Raw genomic sequence first — 402 nt, 5'->3', positions numbered from 1 at the left:
TTTTAGGAGTTATCGGGACGACTTACCATTTTGAGTGCGCCTTACAGGCTTCTCAAAATGGAGTCTTCCTGCCACGCCAATGGAGTGGATTAACTAATCCCTCTGAGACAAGCATTTATCCATTTAAAATAAATTTTATCATGCACCTTACAGTATTGTTAATAAGCAATTAGTCATAAAAATTCATAGTAGATACAAAAACAGGTCGATGGTATTTTTGATGTGGATGGGACACTTCAATACAATCAACAGCGCCAAGAATTGGTATATACCTACCGCTATCGCAACCAATATATTGTTGCTAATGACAGCCTACAATTACAACGCCTTGGTAAAACTATAGATACCATCAGTCAGGCTCAGATACAAGTAGGAACTATTGCCTCTAAAAACCAACAAAAA

General features: G+C 37.3%; 1 pseudogene. It reads left to right on the top strand.

What is annotated here, in order from left to right:
• Nucleotides 1-222: 222 nt before the first annotated feature.
• Nucleotides 223-402 (top strand): annotated as a pseudogene (locus Q4Q35_RS00010) (MauE/DoxX family redox-associated membrane protein); the annotation flags it as partial.

The sequence above is a fragment of the Flavivirga aquimarina genome (assembly GCF_030540835.1).
GTDB lineage: Bacteria > Bacteroidota > Bacteroidia > Flavobacteriales > Flavobacteriaceae > Flavivirga > Flavivirga aquimarina.
The sequence above is the reverse complement of the archived record's forward strand: the minus strand, read 5'-3'. Positions and strand labels throughout refer to the sequence as shown.